The sequence below is a fragment of the Kitasatospora cathayae genome (assembly GCF_027627435.1).
Classification (GTDB): Bacteria; Actinomycetota; Actinomycetes; order Streptomycetales; family Streptomycetaceae; genus Kitasatospora; species Kitasatospora cathayae.
The window spans coordinates 8,482,902-8,507,300 of record NZ_CP115450.1; the positions used below are offsets into that span (position 1 = coordinate 8,482,902).

General features: G+C 70.7%; 14 protein-coding genes. 11 read left to right on the forward strand and 3 right to left on the reverse strand.

Annotated elements, in window-relative coordinates; genetic code table 11:
* Entirely contained in the window at window positions 1–891 is an 891-nt protein-coding gene (locus O1G21_RS37985) for a PIG-L family deacetylase (RefSeq protein WP_270150264.1), read from the reverse strand.
* 201 nt (window positions 892–1,092) lie between these two features.
* Between O1G21_RS37985 and O1G21_RS37990 the strand changes: the two genes are divergently transcribed.
* The 8 genes from O1G21_RS37990 to O1G21_RS38025 all read left to right on the forward strand — a co-directional run bounded on the left by O1G21_RS37990 (window position 1,093) and on the right by O1G21_RS38025 (window position 9,123).
* Entirely contained in the window at window positions 1,093–2,106 is a 1,014-nt protein-coding gene (locus O1G21_RS37990) for a 3-oxoacyl-ACP synthase III family protein (RefSeq protein WP_270150265.1), read from the forward strand.
* Window positions 2,103–2,840, forward strand: a complete 738-nt coding sequence (locus O1G21_RS37995; protein ID WP_270150266.1) for a glycosyltransferase — start codon at window positions 2,103–2,105, stop codon at window positions 2,838–2,840. Before O1G21_RS37990 ends, O1G21_RS37995 begins: the two co-directional genes overlap by 4 nt.
* Window positions 2,841–2,861: 21 nt before the next feature.
* Window positions 2,862–4,328, forward strand: coding sequence for an AMP-binding protein (locus tag O1G21_RS38000; RefSeq protein WP_270150267.1), 1,467 nt, complete (start codon window positions 2,862–2,864; stop codon window positions 4,326–4,328).
* A complete protein-coding gene (locus tag O1G21_RS38005) occupies window positions 4,328–5,404 on the forward strand; it encodes a cytochrome P450 (protein ID WP_270150269.1) in 1,077 nt (358 codons plus the stop codon). Before O1G21_RS38000 ends, O1G21_RS38005 begins: the two co-directional genes overlap by 1 nt.
* Window positions 5,404–6,291, forward strand: coding sequence for an NAD-dependent epimerase/dehydratase family protein (locus O1G21_RS38010; protein ID WP_270150270.1), 888 nt, complete (start codon window positions 5,404–5,406; stop codon window positions 6,289–6,291). Before O1G21_RS38005 ends, O1G21_RS38010 begins: the two co-directional genes overlap by 1 nt.
* Before the next feature lie 117 nt (window positions 6,292–6,408).
* Complete coding sequence (locus tag O1G21_RS38015) at window positions 6,409–6,831, forward strand: M14 family zinc carboxypeptidase (RefSeq protein ID WP_270150272.1); 423 nt, start codon at window positions 6,409–6,411, stop codon at window positions 6,829–6,831.
* Window positions 6,832–6,990: 159 nt separating this feature from the next.
* The gene (locus O1G21_RS38020) at window positions 6,991–8,205 is read left to right on the forward strand and encodes an RNA-guided endonuclease InsQ/TnpB family protein (RefSeq protein ID WP_270150273.1); all 1,215 of its coding nucleotides are present in this window, start codon (window positions 6,991–6,993) and stop codon (window positions 8,203–8,205) included.
* A 300-nt stretch (window positions 8,206–8,505) separates the two neighbouring features.
* Window positions 8,506–9,123: a hypothetical protein gene (locus O1G21_RS38025; protein WP_270150274.1), complete on the forward strand. Its 618-nt coding sequence runs from the start codon at window positions 8,506–8,508 to the stop codon at window positions 9,121–9,123.
* A gap of 18 nt (window positions 9,124–9,141) precedes the next feature.
* On the opposite strand, the gene O1G21_RS38030 is transcribed toward O1G21_RS38025, so the two are convergent.
* Complete coding sequence (locus O1G21_RS38030) at window positions 9,142–9,675, reverse strand: type 1 periplasmic-binding domain-containing protein (RefSeq protein WP_270150275.1); 534 nt, start codon at window positions 9,673–9,675, stop codon at window positions 9,142–9,144.
* Between the two features lie 31 nt (window positions 9,676–9,706).
* Window positions 9,707–10,885 carry a type VII secretion-associated serine protease mycosin gene (gene mycP / locus O1G21_RS38035; protein WP_270150276.1) on the reverse strand — a complete coding sequence of 393 codons (1,179 nt, stop codon included), beginning with the start codon at window positions 10,883–10,885 and terminating at the stop codon, window positions 9,707–9,709.
* 494 nt (window positions 10,886–11,379) lie between these two features.
* Here mycP and O1G21_RS38040 point away from each other — a divergent pair, with 494 nt between their 5' ends.
* The 3 genes from O1G21_RS38040 to O1G21_RS38050 all read left to right on the forward strand — a co-directional run bounded on the left by O1G21_RS38040 (window position 11,380) and on the right by O1G21_RS38050 (window position 24,391).
* Window positions 11,380–22,932, forward strand: a complete 11,553-nt coding sequence (locus O1G21_RS38040) for a LamG-like jellyroll fold domain-containing protein (protein WP_270150277.1) — start codon at window positions 11,380–11,382, stop codon at window positions 22,930–22,932.
* Between the two features lie 16 nt (window positions 22,933–22,948).
* Window positions 22,949–23,476 carry an SMI1/KNR4 family protein gene (locus O1G21_RS38045; RefSeq protein WP_270150278.1) on the forward strand — a complete coding sequence of 176 codons (528 nt, stop codon included), beginning with the start codon at window positions 22,949–22,951 and terminating at the stop codon, window positions 23,474–23,476.
* 303 nt (window positions 23,477–23,779) lie between these two features.
* Window positions 23,780–24,391 carry a hypothetical protein gene (locus tag O1G21_RS38050; protein WP_270150281.1) on the forward strand — a complete coding sequence of 204 codons (612 nt, stop codon included), beginning with the start codon at window positions 23,780–23,782 and terminating at the stop codon, window positions 24,389–24,391.
* Window positions 24,392–24,399 lie beyond the last annotated feature (8 nt).

The window sequence follows — 24,399 nt, forward strand, 5'->3', positions numbered from 1 at the left end:
TCAGCGCAGGCCGGCGAACAGGTCCTGCTCGGGCAGCGGCGCTCCGGTGGTGTCGCGGACGCGGAGGAAGGTCTCCGTGCCCATCAGCTCGGTGAAGCGTTCCTTGCCCATCCGCAGGAAGAAGATGTTCTCGCCCTGGCTGGCGTGGGCGGCCAGCGCGTCGTACTTCTGGCCGCCGTAGGCGTGGGTGTCCACCCAGGTGGTGACCTCCTCGTCCGGCAGCCCGATCGGCGGCAGCTCGGGGGCCTCGACGGCCGACCCGGCCCCGGCGGCCTCCCCGCCCTCGCCGTCCGGTTCGGCCGACTCCGAGGCCGGCACGTCCCAGTCGGCGCCGAACTCCCGCATCACCTCGCCGAAGCGCTTCATCGCCGAGTGCGGCGCGGTGGTCCAGTACACCTTGGGTGCCAGGCCGGGGGCCAGGTCAAGGGCGGCCATGGTGATGCGGTGGGCCTGGATGTGGTCGGGGTGGCCGTAGAAGCCGTTCTCGTCGTAGGTGACGACGACGTCCGGCCGGTAGTGCTGGATCAGCTCGGCCAGGCGGGCGGCGCCGTCGGCGACGGGGGTGTTCCAGAACGAGCCGGGGGCGTCGTTGGCGGGCCAGCCCATCATCCCGGAGTCGCCGTAGCCGAGCAGTTCGAGGTGGTCGACGCCGAGGACGCGGCAGCTGGCCTCGAGCTCCTCGCGGCGCAGGGCGGCCACCGCCTGCGGGTCGTGCCCGTCCTCGCCGGGCTTGACGCCGCCGGGGCCGTCGCCGCAGGCGCCGTCGGTGCAGGTGACCAGGACGGTGCGGATGCCCTCGGCGGCGTAGCGGGCGAGGACGCCGCCGGTGCCGGTGGCCTCGTCGTCGGGGTGGGCGTGCACTGCCATCAGTGTCAGGGGCCGGTCGGCCATGGTGTCGTCCTCATCTCGCGCGGGTGGTCCGCCCCCAGTCTGCCTCCCGGGTGTGACAGCCGGCCCCCGGCCCCGCCCCCGTACGGGACCGGCACCCGCACCCGCCCGGGTAGCCCGCACGACCCGAACGGGTATCCGCCCCGGCCCACCTGAGTACCCGTACTCAGGTGGGCCCCGGCGCCCGCCCCGCAGCATGGGGCCATGCTTCCAGCAGCGACACCGAGGATCGGCATCACCGCCGTCGGCTCCCACCTGCCCGCCCGCAGGATCACCTCCCAGCAGCTCCAGGACGAGATCACCGCCCACGCCAAACTCGCCCTGCCCGAGCGGATGCTCGAGAAGGCCACCGGCATCCGCACCCGCCACTTCGCCGCCGACGACGAGTACGCCTCCACCCTCGCCACCGCCGCCGCCCGCCGGGCCCTGGCCGCCCGCGGCCTCGACCCGGGCGACATCGACCTGCTGCTCTTCGCCTCCGCCACCCGGGACATCTGCGAGCCCGCCACCGCCCACATCGTCCAGTCCGAACTCGGCACCCGCGCCCACGCCCTGGACGTCAGCAACGCCTGCAACAGCTTCCTCAACGGGATCGACCTGGCCCGCGCGATGATCCTCGCCGGCCGCGCCCGCCGCGCCCTGGTGGTCACCGGCGAGACCCCCAGCCGCGCGATGCGCCGCGACCCCGCCGACGCCGCCGCCCTGCGCGACGCCTTCGCCGGCTACACCTTCGGCGACGCCGGCGCCGCCGTCATCGTCGAACCGGTCGAACGCGGCGGCATCCTCGACACCGCCACCGTCACCGCCTCCGAACACTGGCAGGCCGGCGGCATCCCCGGCGGCGGCTCACGCCACCCGCGCGGCGACGAGTACAGCTACTTCCGCGGCGGCGGCAAGGAGTTGCGCGGCATCTTCGAACAGATCGGCCCCGCCGCCTTGGCCGCCCTCGCCGAACGCACCGGCCTCACCTGGGACGACTACGCCCGGGTGCTGGTGCACCAGGTCACCGCCCCCTACCTGGAGCGCTTCGTCGAACTCACCGGCGCCCCGGCCGACAGGCTGGTGCTCACCGTACCCGAACTCGGCAACGTCGCCAGCGCCACCATCGGCATCCAACTCGACCGCGTCAAAGAGCAGTTGAAGCCGGGGGAGAAGGCCCTGATGATCGGCCTGGGTGGCGGCGTCTCCCTGATGACCATGGTCTGGGAGGCCTCATGACCCTCTGGGTGATCATCCCCGCCTACCAGGAGCAAGCCCGGATCGACGGCGCCCTACGCGCCCTCGCCGCCCAGCACGACCGCGACTTCACCCTCCTGGTCGCCGACAACGGCTCCACCGACGCCACCGTCGCCACCGTCCGCGCCTTCGCCGCCCACGCCCCCTTCCCGGTCCAGATCCTGGTCGAACCGGAGAAGGGCGTCGGCTGCGCCGTCGACACCGCCTTCCGCCACGCCATCGCCCACGGCGCCACCCTGCTCGCCCGCACCGACGCCGACTGCCTGCCCGAACCCGGCTGGACCGCCGCCGCCCGCGCCGCCCTCCTCGCCCGCGACGCACTGGTCTGCGGCCGCGTCACCGCCCGCCGCGACGAACACGGACCGGCCGGCCGCGCGCTCTTCCGCCTCCTGGTCGCCCTCGGCGCGTTCTTCGGCCGCATCCGCCCCGCCCACCACCGCCGCCACGGCTACCTCGCCCCCTACCGGATGCACGCCGGCAACAACATGGCCATCACCGCCGCCCTCTACCAGGCCGTCGGCGGCATGCCCCGGCGCCCCTCACCCACCGACCGCGCCTTCCTCAACCAGGTCCGCCGCCACACCACCGCCATCACCCGCAGCCGCGACATGGTCGTCCAGAACTCCACCCGCCGCATCCGCGCCTACGGCGTGATCGGCACCGCCCGCTGGTACCTCGAACGCGGCGCCGGCCCACGCCCCGCCGACATCCGCTGACACCACTGGGGGAAACCCGCCGTGCTCGACCACCTCGCCCACGCCCTGCGCACCCACCACCCCGACCGCCCCGCCGTCCTGCACCACACCCGCACCGGCACCACCCGCACCCGCATCCGCCGCGGCGACCTCGCCGACCTCGCCGACGGCTACGCCGCCGCCCTGCACGCCCGCCGCCTCACCCCCGGCGCCACCCTCGGCCTCGCCCTGCGCCCGGGCCCCCGCGCCCTCGCCGCCCTGCTCGCCGCCCACCGCCTCGGCCTGCGCGTCGCCGTCCTCGACCCCACCGCCGGACCCGACGTCCTCGCCGCCCACCTCGCCCTCGCCGCACCCCGCCTCATCCTCGCCGACGCCGCCGCCCAGGCCGCCACCGGCTGGGCCGCACCCCTCGCCCGCCGCGCCGACCTCCACCTGCCCCGCCTCACCACCCTCGGCCCCGTCGCCACCCTCGGCCACCGCCTGCCCGGCTGCGCACCCCGCCTGCGCCCCGCCACCACCCCCGTCCCACCCCGGCACCACGACCCGGACGCCGACGCCGTCATCGTCTTCACCTCCGGCACCACCGCCCGCCCCCGCGCCGTCGTCCACACCCACGCCGGCCTCGCCGCCGGCCTGCACACCGTCACCGACCTGGTACGCCCCCGGCCCGCCACCACCGTCGTCGGCGGCACCTTCTTCGTCCTCGCCCCCGCCCTCGCCGCCGGCGCCACCGTCGCCCTGCCCGCCCGCACCCCCACCGCCCTCGCCCGCCAACTCACCCACCTCGCACCCGCCCACACCTACCTCACCCCACCCCAACTGCGCACCGCCCTCACCGCCGGCGCCCACCTCACCGGCACCCTGTGGACCGGCTCCGCCCCCGCCGACGCCGCCCTGCTGCGCCGCGCCAAACACGCCGGCGCCGACCAGGCCTGGAGCGTCTACGCCCTCACCGAACTCTTCCCCGCCGCCGCCGTCGAAGAGACCGACAAGAGCGCCCACACCGACGACGGCGACCTCGTCGGCCACCCCCTGCCCGGCATCCGCACCCGCCTCGCCGACGACGGCGAACTCCACCTCACCGGCCCCGGCGCCCGCCACCGCTACCTCGGCCACGAACCCGACCCCTGGATCCGCACCGGCGACCGCGCCACCCTCGCCCCCGACGGCCGCATCGTCCTCGCCGGCCGCCTCAAGGACATGGTGCTGCGCCGCGCCCGCAACATCTACCCCGGCCTGTACGAACCCGCCCTGCACATCCCCGGCGTCGAACTCGCCCTGCTCGTCGGCGTACCCGACACCGACGGCGACGAACGCCTCGTCGCCCTCGTCCAACCCGCCCCCGGCACCGACCCCCAGCAACTGCGCACCCGACTCGAGGGCCCGCTGAGGCGCATGGGCGCCGCCCGCCCCGACGCCCTGCTGTTCGGCACCGTCCCGCTCGCCGGCCGCTCCCGCAAACCCGACCGGGCCGCCGCATCCGCCCACTGCGCACGGGAGTTGGCCTGATGACCACCCCAGCCCCGCCCCTCGCCGCCTCCCGCCGGGCCCGCCGCCGCGACCGCACCGTCTACCTGCGCAGCCACCCGCTCCTGTTCGCCCTGCTCTGCGCCACCCGCCACCGCCCCGTCCTGCGCCTGGGCCGCACCCTGCTCGTCCACGACCCCGACGCCTACCGCCACGCCCTCACCCGCATCCCCCTGGCCCGCACCGCACCCGGCACCACCGGCGGCACCGCCGCCCAACTCACCGGCGGCCGGCTCCTGTTCGACCAGGACGGCGACGACCACCGCACCGCCCGCCGCGCCCTGGCCACCGACCTCGGCGCCGCCGCCCTGCCCCGACTGCGCCCGCTGTGGCAGGCCGTCCTCGCCGAACGCGTCCCCGCCCTGGCCACCGGCACCCTCGAACTCGTCGACCTCGCCGAGGAGTTGGCCGCAACCACCGCCGCCGCCCTGACCGGCACCAGCGCCCCGCCCCGCCAACTCGCCCGCGCCGCCCGCGAAGCCGCCGCCGCCACCGCCCGCGACCACCTGCCCGGCCCCCGCCGCCACAGTCGTACGGCGGGCGACGCCGCCGCCCGCCTCACCGCCCTGCTGCCCGACCCCCGCGACGCCATGCTCGCCGTCGCCGCCGTCAACACCACCGTCGCCGCCCTGCCCAGAGCCGTCGCCTGGTGCGCCGACGCCCGCCGGTGGCCCGCCGTCGACGAACACACCGCACCCGCCCTCGCCGCCGAACTCCTACGCCTGACCGCCCCCTCCCCACTGCTGCCCCGAGCCGCCGCCGCCGACGCCACCCTCGCCGGACACCCCGTGCGCGCCGGCGACCGGCTCATCCTCGTCGCCCGCCACGCCGCCCGCGCCCACCACCGCACCCCACCCGAGGACCCCGCCGCCACCCAGGCCGTCTTCGGCACCGGAACCCACGCCTGCCCCGGCGCCGCCCTGGCCCGCACCCAACTCGCCGACACCCTCCTCGCCCTGGCCCCCCACCACCCCCACGTCACCCGCGCCCGCGTCGACCGCCACGCCGCCCTGCCCGGCTACGCCCACCTCACCCTGCGCGCGGAAGGAACCCGCTGATGCGCATCGCCATCACCGGCGCCGCCGGCTTCTGCGGCTCCCATCTCGCCCGCGCCGCCGCCCGGTTGGGCCTCGACGTCACCTGCCACGGCCGCCGCCCCGGCCCGCTGGGGCACCACCTGCTCTGGGACGCCACCCGGGCCGACCCCGACTTCACCGGCGCCGACCTCATCGTCCACTGCGCCGCCGCCGTCGCCGACCTGCCCCGCGGCCACCGGGCCGAAGCCCACCAGCACGCCGTCAACGTCACCGGCACCCAGCGCGTCCTGCGCGCCGCCGCCGGCCGCCCCCTCGTCCACGTCAGCAGCGCCAGCGTCTACGACCCGCGCACCACCGCCCAAGCCCTCACCGAGGCCCACCCCACCGACGCCGGCCACCTCAACGCCTACGGCCGCACCAAAGCCGCCGCCGAACGCCACGCCCTTGCCGCCGGCGCCGTCGTCCTGCGCCCCCGCGCCGTCTACGGCCCCGGCGACCCCCACCTGCTGCCACCCCTGCTCGCCCGCGCCCGCCACGGCCTGCTGCCCCTGCCCGGCCCCGACATCCCGCTCAGCCTCACCGCCGTCGCCAACCTCACCGACGCCTGCCTGGCCGCCCTCGGCCTCACCACCACCCCACCCTGGCCCCCCGGCGCCTACAACATCGCCGACCCCGTCCCCTACCGCCGCGACGCCGCCCTGCGCCACGTCCTGGCCACCCACCACCTGCCCGCCCGCATCACCCACCTGCCCACCCCCCTCGCCCGCCTCGCCGCCCGCACCACCCTGCTGCCCGGCCTCACCCCCTACACCCTCGACCTGCTCACCCGCGGCGTCGTCCTCGACCTCACCCGCGCCCACGCCCAGGGCTGGAACTCCCGCCACACCCTCGCTGACTACCGGCCCTGACACCCCGGACCCCCTCGGCGGGAGCCCCGCACGGACCCCTGGACGGACCCGTACCCGACCGGATCTAATGCCACCCCCGGGCCCACAGGTCTGCGGGGCACCAGGGGAGGAGACCCGATGCTGACCGACACCTCGACCGGCGCGGGAAGGGCGATACTGCTCCACGACCGCTATCCCACGCTCGACGAACTCACCGACACCGCACACCAACTGGCCGCCCGCCACCCCCGACGCTGCCGGGTGCGCACCCTCGGCACCTCCCGCGCCGGCCGCCCCCTCCACCTCCTGTCCATCGGCCCCGAAGCCCCCGCCCACCACGCCGCCGACCACGTCCTGGTCGTCTCCGGCGCCCACGCCGACGAGTTCTCCGGCCGGGCCGGCATCGTCGAACTCGCCCACCGCGCCCTGGCCAGCCTCGCCCCGCACGCGCGCACGACCTGGCACTTCCTGCTCTGCCTCGACCCCGACGGCGCCCACCTGGCCCGCGGCGGCCTCCTCGCCCGCACCCTGCCCGCCTACTTCGCCGGCTACCGGGTCTAATCGCAGTGCGCCGGGCTTCAGCCCGGTGGTGAAGCGGTTCTGAATCCTGCTCTGAGCTGCGCTGACGTACCCTCCCGCGCTGTCGTCAGTGCCCGAGTCATGACCACCGGAACCTGGGTATCAGCATCAATGTCAGTGCCGCCCGATAGGTTGGTCGTCGTGCAGCTTCGGTACTCGTTCCGCGTGTATCCGAACGGGCCTCAGCGCTCCGCGTTGGCGAGGGCGTTCGGGTGTGCTCGGGTGGTCTTCAACGACGCGCTTCGCGTCCGTGAGGACGCCCGTGCCACCGGGCTGCCGTTCGTCACCTCCGGCGAGTTGTCCAGGAAGCTCACGGCCTCGAAGGAGACGCCGGAGCGTGCATGGCTCTGCGAGGTGTCCTCGGTAGTGCTGCAACAGTCGTTGCGGGACCTGGAGGCCGCATACCGGAACTTCTTCGACGGGTTGAAGGGCAAGCGCCCGAAGCTGGGACCGCCCCGGTTCAAGTCGAAGCGCGATTCCCGTCAGGCGATCCGGTTCACCGCGAACGCCCGATGGAGGATCACCCCTGGCGGGGACCTGTCCCTGCCGAAGATCGGCGACGTGCGGGTGAAGTGGTCCCGCGTCCTGCCGTCGGTGCCGTCCACGGTGACGGTGATCAAGGACAGCGCGGGCAGGTACTTCGCGTCGTTCGTCGTGGAGACCGAACCCGGGATCCTGCCCGAGGTCGAACCGGCGGTCGGTCTCGATCTCGGGCTCGGGCACTTCGCCGTCCTCTCCGACGGCACGAAGATCGACAGTCCGCGCTTCCTGCGCCGGGCCGAGAAGCGTCTCAAGCGGGCTCAACAGGCCCTTGCCCGTAAGGAGCAGGGCAGCAACAACCGGACCAAGGCCCGCGTCAAGGTCGCCAAGGCACACGCCAAGGTCGCCGACGCCCGGCGCGAGTTCCACCACCAGCTCTCCACCCGGCTGATGCGCGACAACCAAGCCATCGCGGTGGAGGACCTGGCGGTCAAGGGGCTCGCCCGCACCCGGCTGGCCAAGTCCGTGCACGATGCCGGATGGTCGGCGTTCGTGAGCATGCTGGAGTACAAGGCCGTCAAGTACGGCCGGACCCTGATCAGGATCGGCCGGTTCGAGCCGACCTCTCAGGTGTGCTCGAACTGCGGTGTCAAGGACGGTCCCAAGCCCCTGGACGTCCGTGTCTGGCAGTGCCGGGCATGCGGCGTTCGGCTGGACCGGGACGTCAACGCCGCCGTCAACATCGCCAAGGCCGCCGGACTGGCGGTGACAGCCTGTCGAGCGCGGGTAAGACCGGGACCCGTCCCGGCACAGCGCGGAGAAGCAGGAACCCACCGAGACGGTCAGAAGACCGTGGTAGGAATCCCCGGGCCTTAGCCCAGGGAGCGGAAGTCAATACCGCCCCGCCGCCGACGAACAGCCCGAATGGGCCCCCGCGATCGGCGGCCGCCTCCCCGAGAGCCGGATCCTCCTCGACCTGATCGACGAACTCCGCCCCCGCCTCCAACTCTCCCTGCACACCGCCGACGTGGGCGGCACCTTCCTCCAAGCCACCGCCGACCCCACCGCCCTCGCCGCCCCCCCTTCACACGCTCCGCCGCCGCCCTCGGCATCCCGGTCGAGACCGGCTCCTTCGACACCTACCGCCTGCCCGCCGTCGGCCCCGGCGTCTTCCTGATGGAGCCCCACCACATCGACTCGCAGGAGAACACCACCGGCATGCTCGCCCCGGACGAGAGCCCGCACGACGCACCGGCCGGCGCCAGCGCCGCCACCTGGTTCGCCCCCGGGCGCCACGGCGGCCGCACCGTCGTCGTCGAAGTCCCCGCCTGGACCAGCGACCGACTCGGCGACACCCACCCCGCCGCCGACCCCGACCAGCGCCTGCGCGCCAGCGCCGACCACCTGCGCGAACGCGGCCGACACCTCACCGACCTGCTGCCCGCACTCCCACCCCACGACACCCCGCTGCTACGCGCCGCCCACACCCAGCTGACCGCCCTGCGCCAACTCGCCGACGCCTGGGACCCGCGCACCGCCGAGGCCCCCCTCCTCCCACCACCCCTGCTCACCCGCGCCCACCTGGCCGGCATCGAGCTGTGGGCCCACCGCATCCCGGTCCGCGCCGCCGCCCTCCTACGCCGCGCCACCCCCGACCCCGACCCCCGCCTCACCACCCTCCTGCACACCTGGTGCACCCACTACCGCCGCCGCTTCCACCCCACCTGGCTGCCCGTCACCCGCCAGGCCACCCACCACGCCAACACCGCCGAAGCCGCGGCCCACCTGACCTGACCGGCGCCCGGCGGCGCCTCAGGACCCCGCCGCGTGCCGCCGCAGAGCGCCGACCCGCTCGCTGACCCGCGCCGCGGCGCCGGGGCCCGCCAGGAGGGTGACGTTGGTGGGCGAGGTGGACAGCGTCGAGTCGACGGCGATGATCGGGACCGACGGCGCGGCCGAGGCGATGCCGGTGGTCGCCCGGCCGAAAGGCGCGCCGACGGTGACGATCAGGTCGCAGTGCTGGACGAGCAGTCCCGCGAGGTGCGGAGCGGCCTGTTCCGCAGTGGTCGCCGGTTCGATCATCTGCTGGACGTTGGTGCCGTGCTGCGTTCCGGCCGTCTGCATGGCGGACCAGATCCCGGTGACGGTGTCACCGCCCGTCGAGCTCGCGCTGTCGGCCGCCAGACACGCGGTCGCTCGTCCCGACACGTCGTTCGCCTTGGTGGCGCTCGTGCGTGGTGTGTCGTCACCCGTGAACAGCACGTAGCCGAGTACGGCGGCAGCGGCGGCGACGCCCAGGGAGGAGACGACCAGGGTGCGGCGGCCGGGACGAAGGCGCAGTGACATGGGGCGGGGCCCTCCTGGGGACGGGAGCTGGTCAGCTGTTCCGCTTGGAACGGGACGTGCGTGAGGACGTGCCGGAACCGGGCCTCGGCCGGGCAGACTTGCCGGCCGCGTTCACGACGGGCCGGGAAGGCCCGCTCTCCCGGATGTTCCCCCGACCGCGGGACCTGCGCCGGAAGACGGCCGCGGCACAGGCGACCAGGACGATTCCGGCGGACGACACGATGATGACGAACAGGCCGGAATCCGAATCGGATCCGGCATCAACCGATTCGCGCGATTCGCGGAGAAGGGGGTTCTCGCGCTCACCGTCGTCAGTGGACGAAATCGCCGAGATCGGGTCGATTCTTCCGAAACCGAGTTTCGGGTCGGGGTGGTTGTTCCGCTCGACCGTCGTGGTGATGAGGCGGTGAATCACCTGCCCTGCTGTCAAATCCGGATGTGCCGAGCGGATGAGCGCGGCAGTGGCCGAGACGTAGGCCGCCGCGTAGCTCGTGCCGTCGGCCTTCACGTATCGGCCCTGGTTGTTGGTCGAGTAGATCTCGGCGGCGGGCGCGGCGACGACGATGCCGCGGCCGGATTCGCTGGCTTTCCAGAAAGTGCCGGTCTCGTCGACCCCGGAAACCGATACGACTCCGGGGAAAGCGGCCGGATACATCGGTGGATTCCCCCGGTCGCCCTCGTTGCCCGCCGAGGCGACGACGACGGCGTCCTTGCCCATGGCGTAGGTGACGGCCTGTTTGAGAAGCGGGTCCGGTTCGGGTGCGCCGAGGGAGACGTTGATGATCCGGGCACCGTGGTCGGCCGCCCAGACGATGCCCCGCGCGACCATGGGGGCGGAGACCTGGTTCCCGGTGCCGACGCGGACCGGCAGGATCTTCGCGTCCGGCGCGAGGCCCGTCATGCCCTCACCGGGCGCCGGGCCTCCGGTGCCGGCGATGATGCCGGCGATGGCGGTCCCGTGGGACTCGCCAGAGGTGTCCGTCCGGCCGTCGTCGCCGTCACCGATCAGGCTGGCGCCGGGAAGGACCTGTCCGGCCAGGTCGGGATGCGAGGCCGAGACCCCGCTGTCGACGACGGCGACCGTCGTTCCGGCACCGCGGCTGATCGACCAGATCCGGTCGGCCTTGAAGTGTTCGGCGTCCAGTGGCCATTCGCTGGAACGGATGCTTCCGGCATTGCTGACGGGTGTTCCGGTGACCAGGGCGGACACGGTGAATACGGCAACACCGCAGGCATGGAAAAACCGGCGTATTGCGGCCATCGGTGGTGCTCCTGAGACGGAGTGACGGTGATTCAAGAAGGCATGAGGGTGCCTAGATCGATGGCGATCTTATACACACGCAGCCTTGCCGGAAGCCCCGGGGTCAGACATCGGGACCGCGCTTTGCAGAACTTTTGCCAGGACCATTTGAAGGCAAAGCGGGAGATAGCCCGGCATCTCGGATGGCGGGCGGTGGTTGCGCACTGGACCCGAAGTGGTCGTGATCGATAGAAGATCTGTCGGCCTGCCTGATGGGGGGTCTCGGACTCGTTTTTCCGGAGGGGTCGGCCGTGCGCCGTTTGTCACGCCGTGAATCGCAAAAGCCGTTGGGCCTCGGGGGCGGTAGCCTTCCTCGGCGCGCGGCCGGTCGTGTGCGGAGCGGGGCGGCGAGATCGAACGGGACGTCAGGCTCGGTGCGGCGCTGGTCTGTTGCGTTGCTGTCGTTGGCCCTGCTGCAGACGGTGGCGCTCCAGCCCGCAGAGGCCTTCGCCCGGGAACACGCCCCGTCGCCCGCCGCATCGGTACAGGCCCCCCAGGTCCCGCAGCAGCGTTCGGAGGACGCCGGCCGGCAAGGGCACCAGGTCGATGCGAGCGAGACCTCGCGCCACGCCGGCGGCGGCGTGGCGGCCGGGCACACGCCGGCTCCGGGGGAGGCGCCCGAGAAGACGGACCGCCAGGACGGCGGCAAGCCCCACGCGCCCGCAGCCCCCGAGCCGGTGAAGGGCGAGCAGGTGACGCCCCCTGCCCTGCCCAGGCCCCAGGCGAGCAACGCGGACGGCTCGCCGAAGAGCCAGGGCGAGGCCGCCGCAGGGCAGGTCGCGCCGACCAAGGACTCGTCGGCGGCCTGGGTCGGCCCGACCGATCCGGCCGGCGGGGCCACCGAGGTCATCGGAGCCAGGACCTCCACCACCTCGGTCTTCCAGAACCCCGACGGCACCAAGACGATGCGCGTCTACAGCCAGCCGGTCCACTTCCGGAAGCCCGACGGGACCTGGGACAACATCGACACCGGTCTGTCCCGCCGCCGGGACAACCGGTGGGCCGAGGCCGCCAACGACCAGGCGCTCAGCTTCTCGTCGAGCGCCGACGGCACCGCGCTGATCGACTGGACCCTGGACGCCGGCCACCGGATCTCCTACACGCTCCAGGGTGCCAAGCCGGTCGCGGCCACCGCCGCGGCGAACACGCTGACCTACCCCGGCGCGCTCCCGGACTCCGACGTCGTCTACAACACGCTCGCGCAGGGCATCAAGGAATCGCTCGTCCTGCACAGTGCATCCGCCCCGGCGACCTGGGTGTTCCCGTTGAACACCACGGGCCTGTCGGCCTCCCTGGACCCCTCCGGCAACGTCCGCTTCACCGACGAGGCCGGCAAGGTCAGGATGACCATCCCGCACGGGTTCATGGAAGACTCGGCGCTCGACCCGCACTCCGGCGAAGGGGTCACCTCCAACGCCGTCACGTACAAGTTGACCACGGTGGACGGCAAGCCCGCCCTCCAGATGGACCTCGACACCGCGTGGCTGAAGGACCCCAAGCGCGTCTTCCCGGTGAAGGTGGATCCCACCGGGCAGATCAACGGCACGCGTTCGACCTACATCGTGTCGAACAGCGCCACCAACCACGCGAGTGAGAACAGCCTCAAGACCGGCAGCTACAACGGGGGATCGTCCTACGACGTCAGCTACCTCGTCTTCGACTCCCTCGGCTCGAACCTGGGCAACATGTACGTCCAGAAGGCCGAGCTGGACCTGAACGCCATCTGGAGCGGCGGCTGCCAGTCGCGGGACGTCGCCGTGCACGCCATCACCTCCGCCTGGGACCCGGGCAGCGTCAACGACTTCTCCCAGGTGCCGTTCGACCCCGCGGTGCTCGCCTCCGACAACTTCACCGCCCCCAACAGCACCTACTGCCCGGGCTCACCCGTCACCGTGCCGTTCAACCTCGGCGGCGACCCGACCACGGCCGGAGTCCAGCTCGTCAACAGCTGGACCCACGGCGCGGGCAACTACGGCTTCGCGCTCACCTCCGACGCGAGCGACATCCAGGCCTGGAAGCAGTTCGACAGCGTCAACACCCAGCACCCGCCGTTCCTGAAGCTCACCTACGTCGACTGGGCGGCCAGCTACTCGATCCCGCCGAACTACATTCCGCCGACGGCCGTCACTGCGGGCTCGCAGCAGGTCACCATGACCAATCTCGCCGCGAACTGGTGGAACTCCAACAGCATGCGGGTCAAGCCGAGGTTCTTCGACGCGAACTGGCACGAGTTCTGGCCCGGGGCGGGCACCACCACGGGCGTTCCGGGGCTGGTCAAGACCGGCGACACCGTGACCTTCACCGCCACCATCCCGCCGATGGCCCCGGGGACCAGCTACCAGCTGTGCTGGGACGGCGTGGTGAACGGCACGTACTCGCTCAGCGACGACTTCGGCATTCCCTACCACTCGTGCACGTGGGTCGCGGCCAAGAACGTCGACCCGCAGATCGACATGATGGTGCCGCTGTCCAACTCCGTGGTCAGCACCCTGTCCCCGCAGCTCTACGCAAGCGGCCATGACCCGGACAACTACCCGGGCACCGGGGTGGACTACAACTTCCGCGTCTACACCAATCCGTCCTCGGGTGACCCCCAGCTGATCGCCGAGTCGGGCTGGCAGCCGAACCAGACCTGGGCCGTGCCGGCCGGGAAGCTGGCCTGGAACAGCAGCTACCAGTGGACCGTCATGAGCGGGGACCACATCGGCGCGAGCCCGTGGTCGGGGTACGCGACCTTCTCCACCCAGCTGCAGCAGCCCGTCATCACCTCCCACCTGGGCGGGGCCGCCAGTGACGGCGCGGGGCACGACTTCGACGCCCACGTGGGCAACTACACCACCGCCGCGACGGACGCGAGCGTGAAGTCGGTCGGACCGGCCCTGACCGTGACCCGTTCGTACAACTCCCTCGACCCGCGTACCTCCACGCTCTTCGGAGCCGGCTGGACCTCAGCCTTCGACATGCAGGTACAGCCGGACGCGGACGGCACCGGCTCCGTCGTCCTGACCACCGCCAACGGACGCACCGCACGCTTCGGGCTCGGAGCAGGCAACGTCTACACGCCGCCGCCGGGCGAATTCGCCTCCCTCACCAAGGTCGACGCCGGATTCGACCTGACGGCCAAGGACGGCATCGTCTACCAGTTCCACACCCCCAACGGCAGCGCCTTCGCACTGTCCCGGGTCACCGACGCGGCCGGCCACACCCAGGACCTCACCTACACCAACGGCAGTCTCGGCACGGTCAAGGACAACGCCTCGGGCCGGGCGCTGCACTTCGAGTGGACGACCGACAACCGGCACGTCGCCAAGGTGTACACCGACCCCACGACCGGGACCGACTGGAACACCGCCCAGACCTGGACCTACACGTACGACAGCGGCAACCCGGACCAGCTGGACAGCGTCTGCACCCCGCCGGCCGGAACCAACACGACCAGGCCCTGCACGACCTACACCTACACCCCCGGCTCCCACCTGCGCTCTGCCATCCTCGACTCCGCCCCCGTCTCGTACTGGCGCCTCGGCGAGTCCTCCGGCACCACCGCGGCCAGCGAGGTGATCGAGAACCAGGGCAACGACAACGCCACCTACTCGTCGACCGGCGTGACCCTGGGCACCCCCGGACCGGCGGCCTCCGCGACGGCCGCGACCTTCAACGGAACCACCGGCTACGTCACGCTGCCGCAGACCGCGCTGGCCAGCTCCTCCTACACCTCGGTCGGACTCTGGTTCAAGACCACCGGCTCCGGCGTGCTGTTCAGCTACCAGACGGAGAACTTCCCCGGCAGCGGCACCACGGCGGGCGACTACACCCCCGCGCTGTACGTCGGAACCTCCGGCAAACTCCACGGCAAGTTCTGGGCCGGCTCCTCCAACCCCATGCAGTCGTCCAAGACGGTCAACGACGGCCAGTGGCACTTCGCGCTGCTGTCCGCCTCCGGCGCCTCCCAGACGCTGTACCTCGACGGCCAGGCCCAGGCGACGCTGGCCGGCCCCGTCCTCGCACCCGGGCAGCGCGCCGGCGCCATCGGCGGCGGCTTCACCAGCGCCTGGTGGCAGGACAGCCCGTTCACCGACTACACCGGCCGTGCCAGCTACTTCACCGGCAGCATCAGCGACGTCGCCTTCTACAACCGGACCCTCGGCGCCCCGACCGTCCAGGCCCTGTGGCAGGCCGGCAGCCAGCCCTCGACCGAACTGTCCGGCCTGAAGCTCCCCTCCGGCAAGACCCAGCTCGCCGCCGCCTACGACACCACCAAGGACCGCGCCTCCCAGATCACCGACGGGAACGGCGGCACCTGGAAGCTCGGCAACCCGACCGTGTCCGGCTCCTCCCAGGAGTACCGCGGCCAGATCATGGGCTCGCAGCCCGCCGGATACTGGCGCCTGTCGGAGAGCCAAGGCGTCCAGGCCGCCAACCAGGTCTACAGCCCCCGGCCCACCCCCAACAACGGCACCTACTCCGACGTCACGCTCGGGGCCGCCGGACCGATGACGGGCTCCACCGGATCCGCCTCCTTCAACGGCAGCACCTCCTGGACCGAACTGCCGGCCTCCTACGCACCCCAGTCCGGCCCGGGAACGCTCGGCGTGTGGTTCAAGACCAGCAGCGCCGGCGTCCTGCTCAGCTACCAGTCCTTCCCTCTCGACGCCCCCCACACCCCGCCGGGCCCGAGCTGGAATCCGGCCCTGTACGTCGGCACCGACGGCAAGCTCCACGCACAGCTGTGGACCGGCGACGCCTCCCACACCATGGCCAGCGCCGCCACCGTGAACGACGGCAAGTGGCACTTCGCCGTGCTCTCCGCCGACAGTCCCACCTCCCAACAGCTCTACGTGGACGGCGCGCAGAGCGCCGGACCACTGACCGGCACCATCACCCCCAACGGCGTCGAGCACGTCTTCGTCGGCGCCGGCGCCGTCTCCCTCGGCTGGCCCGCCGCGCCCAGCGACGACTCCGGCCACTTCAACGGCCAGATCGCCGACGTGGTCGCGTTCCCGCGCGGCCTTGACAGCGGGACGGTCGCGAACCTCTACCAGCTCGCCACCACCAGCGGCGCCACCCAGTACGACGCGGCCGTCGTCGACGCCCACCCCACCGGCTACTGGCGCATGGGCGACACCACCGGCAACCAGGCCACCGAGCTGATCTCCTCCGCGGCACTGGCGCAGAACCGCGGCAGCTACCACTCCACCACCTGCTGCCAGAGCGGGCCCTGGGCCTCCGGCACCTCCACGGCCACCGGCTTCGACGGAACCGCCTCCTACATCCAGCTGCCGGCCAACACCGCGCCCAAGGCCTACAGCGCCACGACCGTGGAACTCTGGTTCAAGACCAAGAGCCCCGGCGTCATCTACGGCTACCAGGACTTCCCGCTCGGCGCCGACCATCCGCAGGGAAGCAAGTGGAACCCCGCCCTGTACGTCGGCACCGACGGCAAGCTCTACGGGGCCCTGTGGACCGGTGACGCCGCGAACGCCCTGGCCACCCCGACGACGGTCAACGACGGCGCCTGGCACCACGTCGCGCTCAGCGGCGACAACAACGGCCAGACCCTCTACCTCGACGGCGCCAAGGCCGCGGCCAGCACGGTCGGCAGGCCCATCACCTACAACGGATCGCCCTACGTCTACCTCGGCGCCGGCACGGACGACGGCAACTGGCCCAACCACCCCACCGACGTGAGCGGCCACCTCAACGGCGCGATCGCCGAGTTCGCGATCTACAGCTACCCGCTCACCGCCGGCGCGGTCGCCGCCCACTACCGGGCCGCCACCACCCCCGGCACCACCGGCGGCCTCGACGCCGCAGGCGCCTACCGCGCCACCGTCGTCCAGGCCGGACCGATCCAGTACTGGCGCCTCAACGACCCGTCCGGCTCCTGGTACGCCGCCGCCGAACTCGGCACCGCCATGCCCGATCTGACCGCCGGCACCTACAGCAACGTCACCCTCAACGCCAACGGCCCGTCCAACGACTACGGCAACCAGCGCGCGGCGGTCTTCAACGGCACCACCTCGCAGATCCAGCTCCCGTCCAACGCCGCGCCCACCCACGGCCCCGCCAGCATGGAGCTGTGGTTCAACACCACCAGCGGCGGCCCGCTCTACAGCTACCAGGACTTCCCCGTCGGCTCCCCGCTCGGCAACAGCTGGAACCCGGCCCTGTACGTCGGTTCGGACGGCCACGTCCACGGAGAGTTCTGGATGGGCCAGGGCGCCGTCATGACCTCCGACCGGACCGTCAACGACGGCAAGTGGCACCAGGTGGTCCTCGCCGCCGACGACAGCGGCCAGACCATCTACATCGACGGACAGCCCAGCGCCTCCGACACCACCGGGCGCAAGATCACCTTCAACGGCACCCCGTACGTCTACCTCGGCGCCGGCACCACCACCGGCTGGAACTGGCCCGGCGGCGGCGCCGACCACTTCACCGGCAGCATCGCGGAAGCCTCCTACTACACCAGCCGGCTCGACGCCGCCACGGTGGCCGCCCACTTCAAGGCCATGGGCAACGGCGGCACCGCCACGCCCGTCACCACCGCCAACGTCACCGACCCCACCGGCAACACCCTCTCCTACCGCTACGACGCCCGCACCGCCAAGCTCATCGCACAGAGCGACGCCTGGGGCCACACCACCCGCTACACCTACGACACCAACGGCTTCCTCCACACCGTCACCGACGCCGACGGCCACACCGTCACCACCGGCCACGACGACCGGGGCAACGTGCTCTCCCGCACGACCTGCCAGGACACCACCCACTGCCACACCAGCTACGCCCACTACTACCTCGACACCACCCCGGACCACCTCGGCGCCGTCAACGACACGGTGACCGACCGCAGCGACGCCCGCTCCAACGGGCCCGGGGACGCCACCTACCGCACCCAGTACACCTACGACCCGGCCGGCGAGCTGCTGTCCACGACCGTGCCCGCCACCCCGGACTTCCCCCAGGGACGAACCTCCTACGTCACCCGCACCAGCGGCAGCGAGACCGCCGTCGGCAGCGACGGCAACCCGACGACCGGAACCCAGCCCGCCGGGCTCGTCACCTCACAGTCCCCGTACGTCGACCACGCCGCCTACCCGAACCCCTCGGCGGTGCCGGCGAACCTGAGCACCGTCAACTCGTACAACGCGGCCGGCGACCTCACCAAGACCGTCAGCCCGCTGGGCCTGATCACCACCTACACCTACGACAACCTCGGCCGCCTCACCTCCAGCACCGAGGCGTGCACCAACTGCGGCCAGGGCCAGACCCCCACCAGGACCACCACCACCTACACCTGGGACGGCCAGGGCAATCCCCTCACCCGCACCGACCCGGCCACGACGGACGCCGTCACCGGCACCGTCCACACCCGACAGACCACGACCGCCTACGACACCGACGGCAACCCCCTCACCCAGACCCTCGCCGACCTCACCGGCGGCGACGCCCCGCGCACCACCACCTGGGCGTACTCCGGCACGACCAGCCACCTCACGAAGGTCACCGACCCGGCAGGCCGCTCGACCAGCTACACCTATGACAAGTACGGCAACAAGGTCTCCAGCACCGACGCCGCCGGCACCACCTACAACTACGACTACGCCCCGATGGGTTGGCTCCAGCAGACCACCATCGCCAACTACACCGGCAGCCCAACCAACCCGGTCGCCGCCCGCCCGCAGATCGTCGAGTCCCGCGCCTACGACCCCGCCGGCCGCCTGGCCAGGGTGACGGACGCGATGGGCCGCTCCACGCACACCTACTACAACGACGACGACACGGTCGCCGAGATCGACGCCGACGCGTTCCACAACTTCGACCCCGTCGCGAAGGCCTTCGACGGCACCGAGCGCAACGTCGTCCTGCAGCAGAACACCTACGACGCGGCAGGCCACCTGACCCAGCGCGTGACCGGCGGCGGCAAGACCACCGTCGCCAACACCTGGGACGCCGCCGGCCGCGCCACCAGCACCACCGTCGACCCCGGCGGCCTCAACCGCACCAGCAGCAACACCTACGACGCCGCCGGCCACGTGCTGCGCTCCACCATCACCGACGGCACCCAGACCCGGGAGACCGACCTCGGCTACGACGTCGCCGGGAACATCACCACGCAGACCGCCAAGAACCCGCCGCAGGACTCCACCACCACCTTCACCTACGACCAGCGCGGCCTGCCGCTCACCCGGACCAGCCCCAACGGCAACGTCAGCGGCGCCAACCCCGCCGCCTACACCGTCAGTTACCTCCACGACGCGGTGGGCCAGCAGACCGTCACCACCGAACCGCCGGTGCCCACCACCACCCTCAACCTCGGGACCGGGCAGCCCCTCACGCTGACCGTCGCCCCCGAGACCCGGATCGGCTACAACACCTTCGGCGAGACCGCCGAGACCAAGGACCCCACCGGCGGCATCACCACCACCACCCACACCTTCGACGCCACCGGCGAACACCTCGCCGTCGCGAGCAACACCTACACCGCCCCTGACGGCAGTGGCACCTTCACCGCCGTCACCCGCACCGACTTCGACACCATGGGCCGCCCCAAGGTCCTCACCGACGCCAAGGGCAACACGGCCACCAACACCTACGACCAGCTCGGCAACCTCGTCGAGAAGGACTTCGCGGCCATCAACGGGGTGACCCCCAAGTGGCTCTACACCCAAGACCTCGACGGTGAGACCCAGTCGGTCACCGACCCGACCGGCGCCGTCGTCCTGTCGACGTACGACGACCTCGGCCGCCCAGTCACGATCAGCAAGCAGGTCCGCCAGACCGCCCACGGTACGAGCGGCGGCAGCCCCGTGGTCTACACCGGAAGTTTCGGCTACGACGACGCCGGCAACCGCACCACCGTCGTCACCCCCAACCGGGAAGTCACCCTCAACTCCTACGACGGGGCGGGGGAGCGGGTCAGCACGACCGACCCGCTGGGCAACACCACCACGACGACGTACGACCTCGTCGGCGCTCCCGTTCGCACAACCGCGCCGGCAGACGCGCCTGGCCGGAGCGGACGCGCCACCACCACGACGTATGACCAGGTCGGCCGTGCGGTGAGCGTCGCGAGCCTCGACGAGAGCGGGGCAGTGGTGTCGACGAGCCGCATCCAGTACGACGCTGACGGGAACGTCCTGGCATCCACCGATGCCGACGGCAACACCCGACACACCGAGTACAACGGACTCGGCCAACCGGTCCGCCAGATCCAGCCGGTGGACGCCACCCACAACATCACCACCACACTCGGCTACGACGCCGCGGGACACCGCACCGTCTACACCGACGGCAACGGCCAGAACACCTACTTCACCTACAACACCCTCGGATTGCCGGAGTCCACCGTCGAACCGGCGACCCCCGCCTACCCGAACCCCGCCGACCGCACCTACACCACGGCATACGACCCGAACCTGCAGCCGGTCACCGTTCTCAAGCCGGGCGGCGTGAAGATCCAGAACACCTACGACCCCGCCGGACGAATCACCGCCCAGAACGGCAGCGGAGGCGAGGTGCCGACGCCCACCCGCAACATCGGCTACGACCTCGCAGGGCGGATCACTTCCGTCTCCACCCCGAACGGTCCGCAGACCTTCAGCTACGAGGACCGCGGAATGCTGTGGACCAGCTCCGGTCCGCAGGGCCAGGCGAGCTTCACCTACAACGCGGACGGCCTCCTCGCCTCCCGCACCAACGCGGCGGGCACCGCCAACTTCGGCTACGACGCAGCGGGACGCCTGAAGTCCTTCACCGACCCGCTCACCACAAGCACGGTCGGCTACGCCTACAACCCGTCCGGAACCCTGCAATCCGTCAGCTACGGCAGCAGCACGACGCGATCGTTCACCTACGACGGGAAACAGAACCTCGCAAGCGACACCCTCAGCACGTCCGGCGCCACCAAGGCGTCCGTGACGTACGGCTACTACCCCTCGGGCCGACTGAAGACCCAGAACACCACCGGACTCGCCGGCACGCCGAACGCGAGCTACACCTACGACCAGTCGGGACGGCTGTCCACTTGGAACAAGGGGGATAGCACCACCTCCTACGGCTACGACGACAACGGCAACCTCACCAAGTCAGGTGCCACGACCGCGACCTACAACCAGCGCAACCAGCTGCTCACCGCAGGGGCGAACACCTACACCTTCACCCCACGAGGCACCAGGTCGTCCGTCAGCAACGGCAGCACCACCTCCACGGCCGGCTACGACGCGTTCGACGAACTCGTGACACAGGGAGGCCAGACCTACTCCTACGACGCGCTCGGCCGACTCGCCTCCACCGCCGGCCGCACCTTCGGCTACGACGACGCGAGCAACCACCTCGTCACGGACGGCACGGAGACCTATAGCCGCACTCCTGACGGCGGTCTCGTCTCCGTCGGCGCCGCCGGCGCCGCCAACTTCGCCTACAGCAACCGCCACGGCGACTTGGTCGGCACATTCACCGCCAACGGCACCGCCATGGCGGGGGTCGGGGCCTACGACCCCTGGGGCAAGCCGGACGGCACCGCCACGACAGGCAGCAAGATCGGCTACCAGGGCGGCTGGACCGACCCGGCCAGCGGCCAGGTCAGCACAGCCAGCCGCTGGTACGACCCCGCCACCGCCGAGTTCACCAGCCGCGACTCCGCCCAACTCGCCACCGCCACCTCATCGGCCGCCAACCTCTACAGCTACGCGAACGGCGATCCGATGAACGCGGCCGACCCCAGCGGACACCGCGCCTGCGTTCCGTTCCCGGTAGCGGCCCCGAGGGGCGGCGGCGATGGCGGAGGGGACGATCAGGACCCCACACCTCCGGCCGAGACCACGCCTCCGCCTGCTGACGCCCCGGCAACGGAGCCTGCCCCGGCGCCTGCCCCGGCGCCGGCCCCGGACTACGGGCTGGCAGCCAGCCAGGAGTACGACATCCAGAAGATGCTGGAGCAGCAGCGCCTCGACGATGCGATGCATCCCTTTGGCTACTCCAGTGGGTCGCTTGATGTGCCGTCATGGGGGGTTTACGCTTCTCCGCTCGGTGCCGGAGGAATCCCGGAGATGTTCGGCAGCATCCCGTGGGGAGGAATCTTCGAAGGGGGCGCTCTTGCCCTGAACCCGTTCTCCCGGAGCAGCTGCGACACCCCCACCGGCCACCATCACCCACGGCCGCATGGCGGCGGGTCGACGAGCCCGAGTCAGCAGCAGGTCGACCCCCACACGCTAAACCCCATCCAGTGCACGAGCTGCTCCACTCCGGCCCCGCCCGGCGCACTGCTCAACGGCCCGGAACTCGGCCCGACGCAGCAAGGAAATCCTGGTACGGCATTCGGCGGCCAGCCCGTTGAGCCGTTCAATCCGACTTCTGTTTGGGATCAATCTGGGCTTCTCCTTACTAAGGATTCTGTGGCCTTGGTGGGAAATGCGAAATTCGACGACGATGAAGCCGAGCGGGACTGCCTTAATGGGGGGAAGAGCTCGGTCTATTACCAGCCGCTGGATAGGGTTGGGCGCGCCACGGGGGTTCAGGCCTGCCTGAATATAGCGAACATAAATTGGGTAGGTAAAAAAACCAAGCGAACTGGCGAGCTGGAGAATCCGCAGGCTATTGGACTTACCAATATCATAGGAACTCCGACTGAGTACCCCATAGAAAATGTTTGGAATGTACCTCCGGGGTACAAGGAAGGGGCTGGCCTTAATAGGGGGCACCTCCTTGCCAGAGTCTTGGGTGGAGATGGCGAGGATCGCCGCAACCTCGTGCCACTGTGGGCGAATGCCAATAGTCCGGTCATGTCTTCTGTCGAGGCCAAGATAGCTTCGGCTCTCAAGGCGGGTGAGTCGATATACTTTACGTCGCGTCCGGCGTATGACGGCAGGAATCCGCTTCCTGATACCGTGACTCTTACTGCCGTCGGAAATCGTGGCACACGAATCGCTTTCCCGGTTCCAAATGTGCCCTAGATTGAAAGGTTAACTGATGCTGTGGTTGACGAATTTGGTGGATGCGGTGGGATGGCGCGGTCCGCAATCACAGATCGCATGGGATTCTGTTGAAGGTGCGCTCGGGATCGGTCTTCCGGGGGCATATAAGGAGTATGCTGAAGTATTTGGGCGTGGCGAATTCTGTGGCTTCATCGATGTCTATGCTCCGGATTTCTCTGATCATCCGCAGGGAATTGTCGAGAGGGCTCTGCATCTGGCTGATCAGGCGGCAGATAATCCATGGATTGCTGAATTCTTTGAACCCTACGGTGTCTATCCAAGGCCAGGGGGATTGCTTCAATGGGGTTCCTCTGAAGTCGGTGACAGTTTCTTCTGGCGGACCTGTGTCAATGACCCTGATGAATGGGAAATTATCGTGAAGGAGGAAGGTGAGGAATCGTGGCTCACCTATCGGATGTCCGTCCCGGAATTCCTGTGGAGGATGATGAAGGATCCTGAAATGGGATCGATGTACATCGGCGACAAGCTTGATGTACTGTCCTTCTCCCCAGTGCAGTACTAACCTAGTACTAACCTCGATCTTTCGTGACGGTCCGTCGGTCTATCCGGTGGGCCGTTTCGGCTTGTCGGGTGGGTGGCGGGCAGGCCAGCGGACCGGCTGTCGTGCCGGGTATTCGCCGGGTTCCACTGCTCCGGGCTGGTGGGGTGCTCGTTGGGGCAGGGCGTTGTGACTGGTCAGTCAGGGTCCGATAGGGCGTACAGGCGGGCGAACGCGCTGGTGATCAGGTCGGTCCAGGGCCAGTGGAGGGCGAGACGGTGTGGGTGGCGTCAATCTCGGTGACGTGATCAAGTGAGGGATTCTGGGATGGCAGCAGCTGGGAGTTTTGACGGCAGTGACGGGCGTAGGGCTGTCGACAGGTTGACGGCCCTGGTCGCCGCTCCTTCGGGGGGCGGGAGTTCCATCGACTGGGGTCGGGTTACGATCGAATACGATCACGGAATTCCCGACGACTACAAGGAGTTCATGGGGGTCTACGGGGAGGGCGTGTTCGACAACTTCTTGTCCGTGGTCCCCCCGATTCCGGAGGCCTACCCGAACGACCTCAGTGCCACGGTGAAGGGGGTGACCGACGACGCTCAGTTCACCGGAGAGGAAGAAGGGTTCTCCGACCCCGACCTTCTGATCGGATGGGGTTTGACGACGGACTCCGACCTGCTGTGCTGGTACGCCGATGGCGACGACCCCAACGACTGGACGACTGTCCTGTGGCGTCGCCACTGGTCCGGCCCGGAGGCGTGGATGCGGTTCGACTGCGGCATGGTGGATCTGCTGTGCCGGTACGTCCGGCAAGAAATTCCGCAGTTCTGGATCCCGGATCTCAGGTATTCGGGGTCGCGCTTCAACCGCTCTCGCGACATCAGGAGATACCGGGGCACCGGAACGGATCTCTGGGGCCCTGAGCCACTCGCTGGGTGATCCTCTCG

Coding starts and splice junctions, on each gene's coding strand:
- O1G21_RS37985 (WP_270150264.1), bottom strand. CDS start 891: ATGGCCGACCGGCCCCTGACACTGATGGCAGTGCACGCCCACCCCGAC.
- O1G21_RS37990 (WP_270150265.1), top strand. CDS start 1,093: ATGCTTCCAGCAGCGACACCGAGGATCGGCATCACCGCCGTCGGCTCC.
- O1G21_RS37995 (WP_270150266.1), top strand. CDS start 2,103: ATGACCCTCTGGGTGATCATCCCCGCCTACCAGGAGCAAGCCCGGATC.
- O1G21_RS38005 (WP_270150269.1), top strand. CDS start 4,328: ATGACCACCCCAGCCCCGCCCCTCGCCGCCTCCCGCCGGGCCCGCCGC.
- O1G21_RS38010 (WP_270150270.1), top strand. CDS start 5,404: ATGCGCATCGCCATCACCGGCGCCGCCGGCTTCTGCGGCTCCCATCTC.
- O1G21_RS38015 (WP_270150272.1), top strand. CDS start 6,409: ATGCTGACCGACACCTCGACCGGCGCGGGAAGGGCGATACTGCTCCAC.
- O1G21_RS38025 (WP_270150274.1), top strand. CDS start 8,506: ATGGAGCCCCACCACATCGACTCGCAGGAGAACACCACCGGCATGCTC.
- O1G21_RS38030 (WP_270150275.1), bottom strand. CDS start 9,675: ATGTCACTGCGCCTTCGTCCCGGCCGCCGCACCCTGGTCGTCTCCTCC.
- O1G21_RS38045 (WP_270150278.1), top strand. CDS start 22,949: ATGCTGTGGTTGACGAATTTGGTGGATGCGGTGGGATGGCGCGGTCCG.
- O1G21_RS38050 (WP_270150281.1), top strand. CDS start 23,780: ATGGCAGCAGCTGGGAGTTTTGACGGCAGTGACGGGCGTAGGGCTGTC.